Source organism: Massilia sp. P2_C2 (assembly GCF_056404615.1).
Genome location: NZ_JBFUDR010000437.1, coordinates 1 through 3,903, shown reverse-complemented (window position 1 = coordinate 3,903; position 3,903 = coordinate 1). Strand labels below are relative to the sequence as shown.

Annotated in this window: 6 protein-coding genes; 3 read left to right on the top strand and 3 right to left on the bottom strand. The window is 66.2% G+C overall.

Going from position 1 to position 3,903, the window contains the following annotated elements:
* The 3 genes from AC1DYX_RS28885 to phbB all read left to right on the top strand — a co-directional run.
* The coding region (locus AC1DYX_RS28885; RefSeq protein ID WP_477265313.1) for a zinc-dependent peptidase at window positions 1-327 on the top strand (327 nt) is incomplete at its 5' end.
* Between the two features lie 90 nt (window positions 328-417).
* Window positions 418-972: a hypothetical protein gene (locus tag AC1DYX_RS28880; protein ID WP_477265311.1), complete on the top strand. Its 555-nt coding sequence runs from the start codon at window positions 418-420 to the stop codon at window positions 970-972.
* A gap of 154 nt (window positions 973-1,126) precedes the next feature.
* A complete protein-coding gene (gene phbB, locus AC1DYX_RS28875; protein WP_477265309.1) occupies window positions 1,127-1,837 on the top strand; it encodes an acetoacetyl-CoA reductase in 711 nt (236 codons plus the stop codon).
* Window positions 1,838-1,891: 54 nt separating this feature from the next.
* On the opposite strand, the gene AC1DYX_RS28870 is transcribed toward phbB, so the two are convergent.
* The 3 genes from AC1DYX_RS28870 to AC1DYX_RS28860 all read right to left on the bottom strand — a co-directional run bounded on the left by AC1DYX_RS28870 (window position 1,892) and on the right by AC1DYX_RS28860 (window position 3,893).
* Window positions 1,892-2,248, bottom strand: a complete 357-nt coding sequence (locus AC1DYX_RS28870) for a TraR/DksA family transcriptional regulator (protein WP_477265307.1) — start codon at window positions 2,246-2,248, stop codon at window positions 1,892-1,894.
* 236 nt (window positions 2,249-2,484) lie between these two features.
* Window positions 2,485-3,054, bottom strand: a complete 570-nt coding sequence (locus AC1DYX_RS28865) for a hypothetical protein (protein ID WP_477265305.1) — start codon at window positions 3,052-3,054, stop codon at window positions 2,485-2,487.
* 17 nt (window positions 3,055-3,071) lie between these two features.
* A complete protein-coding gene (locus tag AC1DYX_RS28860) occupies window positions 3,072-3,893 on the bottom strand; it encodes a hypothetical protein (protein ID WP_477265315.1) in 822 nt (273 codons plus the stop codon).
* Between the last annotated feature and the right edge of the window lie 10 nt (window positions 3,894-3,903).

The following is a 3,903-nucleotide window of genomic DNA, read 5'->3' as shown; positions in this document are numbered from 1 at the left end:
GGCAACAACAATGGCGCGCCCTTCCTCGGCAGTGCGGAACGCTACCGCAGCTGGGCGGAAACGCTGTCGCGCGATTTCGCGCTGCTGCGCCGCGATGCAGTCTGGGGGCAGCGCGACGTGCTCGATCCCTATGGCGCCACCAATCCGGCCGAGTTCTTCGCCGTAGCCACGGAAAGTTTCTTCGAGCAACCGCACGAACTGGCCGCGCGCCATCCGGATCTGTATGCCGAGTTCGAGTCATATTACCGCGTGGATCCACGCGCATGGCTTCCCGCGCCGGCACCGGAACCGGAGCACCTGGGCGTGGTCTATGGACAGTGGCGCTAGCAGCCTCGCTGCGTGCGCTCGCGAACAGAGGCCCAGCCCGGCGGGCGGCATGATGGCACGCATACGCACAGTCGACGCAGGAGGTCACCCATGTCCACGATCATCGCAGGGCATTTCCAGCTGCAGGACGAAGTCGAGCGGGCACGCCACGCCCTGATCGACGCCGGTTTTTCGCGCGAGCGCGTCAGCGGTTTCTACCTGAGCCAGCCGGGCCAGCACGACCTGACCCCCATCGGCGGCGACAACATCCATTCGCCCGGCGCGAAGGAATCGCCGATCGGCGTGGCGGAGGGCGCCGGTGTGGGTGCCGCCGTCGGGATGGTCGCCGGTGCCGTGACGGCGCCCGTGACCGGACCGCTGGGGCCGGTGGTCGGTGGCCTCCTCGGAGCCCATCTGGGCTCGCTGTTCAGTTTTTCCAAGATGAAAGAGTCCGGTGAGCAAGAGGCGGGTGGCCATGCGCCCATCGAGAACCGTCCCGCCGGCATGGTCGTGGCCGTCGCCTTCGACGACACCGGCCTGGAGCAGCGCGCCGTCGACCTGCTGCGCGACCTGGGTGCCCATCACATCGAACGGGCCAAGGGCAATATCGTCGACGGCGACTGGGCCGACTTCGATCCCACCAGTGTGCCTGACATTATTCACTGAGCATTTACTGAACTGTCCCTTTTGCGTTTCATCAAGAACAACTTTGTTCATCGCCCTAGACTCGGTATTTCGTGCTGCGCACCCGGCGCGGCAGGTTTGATGACAGGACGACGAAACCATGCACGATAACAAAGTAGCCTTGGTGACTGGAGGAATGGGGGGACTCGGGACGGCGATCTGCCGGCGCTTGCATGCGGAGGGGTTCCGCGTGGCGGCGACGTATTCGCCCGGCAATGCCACGCCTGACGCGTGGCTGGCCGCCCAGAGGGACGATGGGTACCGCTTCACGACGTATCGCGTCGACGTCACCGACTACGGCGATTGCGAGTGGATGATGCAGAAACTGCTGGCCGAGATGGGCCGGCTCGACGTGCTGGTCAACAATGCGGGCATCACGCGCGACCGCAGCCTGCGCAAGATGGCGCACGAAGACTGGCTCGCCGTGCTGCGCGCCAACCTCGACAGCGTGTTCAACATGAGCAAGCAGGCCATCGAACCGATGATGGCGCAGCGCTGGGGCCGCATCATCAATATCTCGTCCGTCAATGGCCAGCAAGGGGCCTTTGGCCAAACCAATTACTCGGCAGCCAAGGCCGGGATGCATGGCTTCACGAAGGCGCTGGCGCTGGAAATGGCGCGCCACGGTGTGACCGTGAATACGGTATCGCCCGGCTATCTGCGCACGAAGATGGTCGAGGCGGTGCCGAGCGACGTGATGAACGATAAGATCCTGCCGCAAATCCCGATGGGCCGCCTGGGCGAGCCGGACGAGATCGCCGGCCTCGTCGCCTATCTGGTCTCCGAAGACGCCGGTTTCTTGACGGGCGCCAACCTGGCCATCAACGGCGGCCAGCACATGTATTGAAGCGGCGCGCGGCCGGCCATTGGGGCGCGCGGCCGGCGATTGCGGCTGCGCCCTTCAGCGCCGCTCGGCCCGCGTCTGGCAATCGATGCACAGGCGCGCCTCCGGCCGTGCCAGCAGGCGCGACGCGCCGATCGGTTGGCCGCATTCCTCGCAAAAGCCATAGCTGCCATCGTCGAACCGGGCGAGGGCCTGGCGCAATTGGCGCATCTCGGCGGAGTGGTGACCGGCCGCTTCGCGCGTCAGATCGTTCAGCAGGCGGGCCGTGGCGCGGTCCAGCGGCGAGGTTTCGACCTCGTCCACGGGCAATTCTCCGGTGTCCTGTTGCACCTGTTCGACGCGCGCCAGGTCGGCGAGGCGGCGTTCGAGCATCGTCTTGAGCAGCGCCAGCTGCTCGGGCGTGAGGGATTCCATGATGCCGCCGCGCTCACGGGGCCGGCTGCACCGTTACAGCGCAGTAACGACGGGCGTGACGGAAGATGCCGGCGCGGCAGCCGCCGGACTCGACGTGCGGATTGGCGATCATGATGTCCCCTTCGTTCGTGTCATTGGATGCCGCCGATGCCGAGGTGGCGGTACCAGTGTAACGCGGAACATCGGGCGATGCATATACCGCCGCATGCCGTGGTACGGCACAGGTGGCGGAACGGTCAGGCGGACGCGGCGGGCTCGGATGGCGCCGGCGGCGGGGCGGGCGCATTGTCGACGGCGACGACGTCGATTTGCACCTTGAGCGCATTGATGGCGGCAAGAATGGGCATGACCTGGCCCGTGCTGGCCGCAGCCGCCAGCCCCAGCAGGCGCGCGACGAGGGTGATGCCGTCGCCGATACGCGTGATGCGGCGGATCTTGTCGGCGGCGTCCACCGTCAGCTGGATCAGGTGTTGCTGCGGCTGCCCCAGCGACGACACGATGCAGGCGGCCGCGTCCGCATACAGCCGGTTGGCGCGCTGGCGCAGCTCCGTTTCGGCGTCCAGCAGGGCGCGCGCGGCCGCCTGTTCCGATTCCGGCACGTCCTGGCCCTGGTGGCGGCGGATGTCGCGCATGACGCGCTGGTGGATGCTGTCCGCGCAGTCGGACAGCTTGTCGCCCAGTTCCTCGACCTGGTGCGCGGTCGCCAGCGCCTCGGCCGGACCGGGCGGCGGCGGGGCCATGGGCGGGGTTGCGGGCGCCACTGCGGGCTTGCCGGCTATCGGCTGGGGTTTCTCGTCGTGTGCCATGGTCTCTCCTCGTGCGTTCAGTCGGACAGGGCGTCGCGCAGATGGGTCAGGTCGCGTGCATAGGTGAGCAGCATCTTGCGCACCTCATCGCCGTGCAGGTTATTGATGTTTTCGCGTAGTTTCTGGTGGCCCTGGGCGACCTTGGTCAACCCCTGGAGCGCCAGGTCATAGCGTTTGTCGACCAGTTTGTATTCCGTCGACTTGTTCAGGTAATGGACCTTGGCCAGGGTCACGAGCATGCGGTCGGATGTCTTGGTAGAGAACGGGATCTCGACGTCGAAGATGCCGAGCACGGTCTTCTTTTCGTTGTCGTTGGTTTTTGCATACAGTCGGGTCAGGGCGATCATCGCTTCCAGCAGGACTTGTACATCGGCATCGCCGTCGCGCACCATCGTTTCGACGCTGCGGTTCTGGTAGCCGGACGCGATCACCCGCGTCAGCAGGCGCGACAGCGACGTGTAGGCCGCGATCTGACGCTGCTGCAGGCCCGATTCCGCGTTCGCCTTGAGGCCGCTGCCGAGGTCGTCGATGCGGTCGGACAGGTCGTAGCGCGTATCGCCGGCCAGCACGCTGAGCGTCTGCATGTACAGCACGACGGTCTTCTGGAGGCTGACGAAGTCGTCGTACACGGCACGCCGGCGCGCGTCGTTTTCCTTGGCGATGCGGTCGGCGGCCGGCGACAGATAGGGTTGTTCGCGCTCGTAGGTGTCGCGGTAGCGGCGCGACAACTCACCATAGCCGCCCAGGCGCGCCGAGGCGTCAGCGAATTGCCGCACCTCGGCCAGGTTGACCTGGCCGGTACTGGCACAGCCGCCCAGCACGAGGCTGGCGGCAAGGATGAAAAAGGAG

What these genes read in the sequence shown, in the direction of transcription:
- AC1DYX_RS28880 (WP_477265311.1), top strand. Translation starts at nt 418, where the DNA reads ATGTCCACGATCATCGCAGGGCATTTCCAGCTGCAGGACGAAGTCGAG.
- phbB (WP_477265309.1), top strand. Translation starts at nt 1,127, where the DNA reads ATGGGGGGACTCGGGACGGCGATCTGCCGGCGCTTGCATGCGGAGGGG.
- AC1DYX_RS28870 (WP_477265307.1), bottom strand. Translation starts at nt 2,248, where the DNA reads ATGGAATCCCTCACGCCCGAGCAGCTGGCGCTGCTCAAGACGATGCTC.
- AC1DYX_RS28865 (WP_477265305.1), bottom strand. Translation starts at nt 3,054, where the DNA reads ATGGCACACGACGAGAAACCCCAGCCGATAGCCGGCAAGCCCGCAGTG.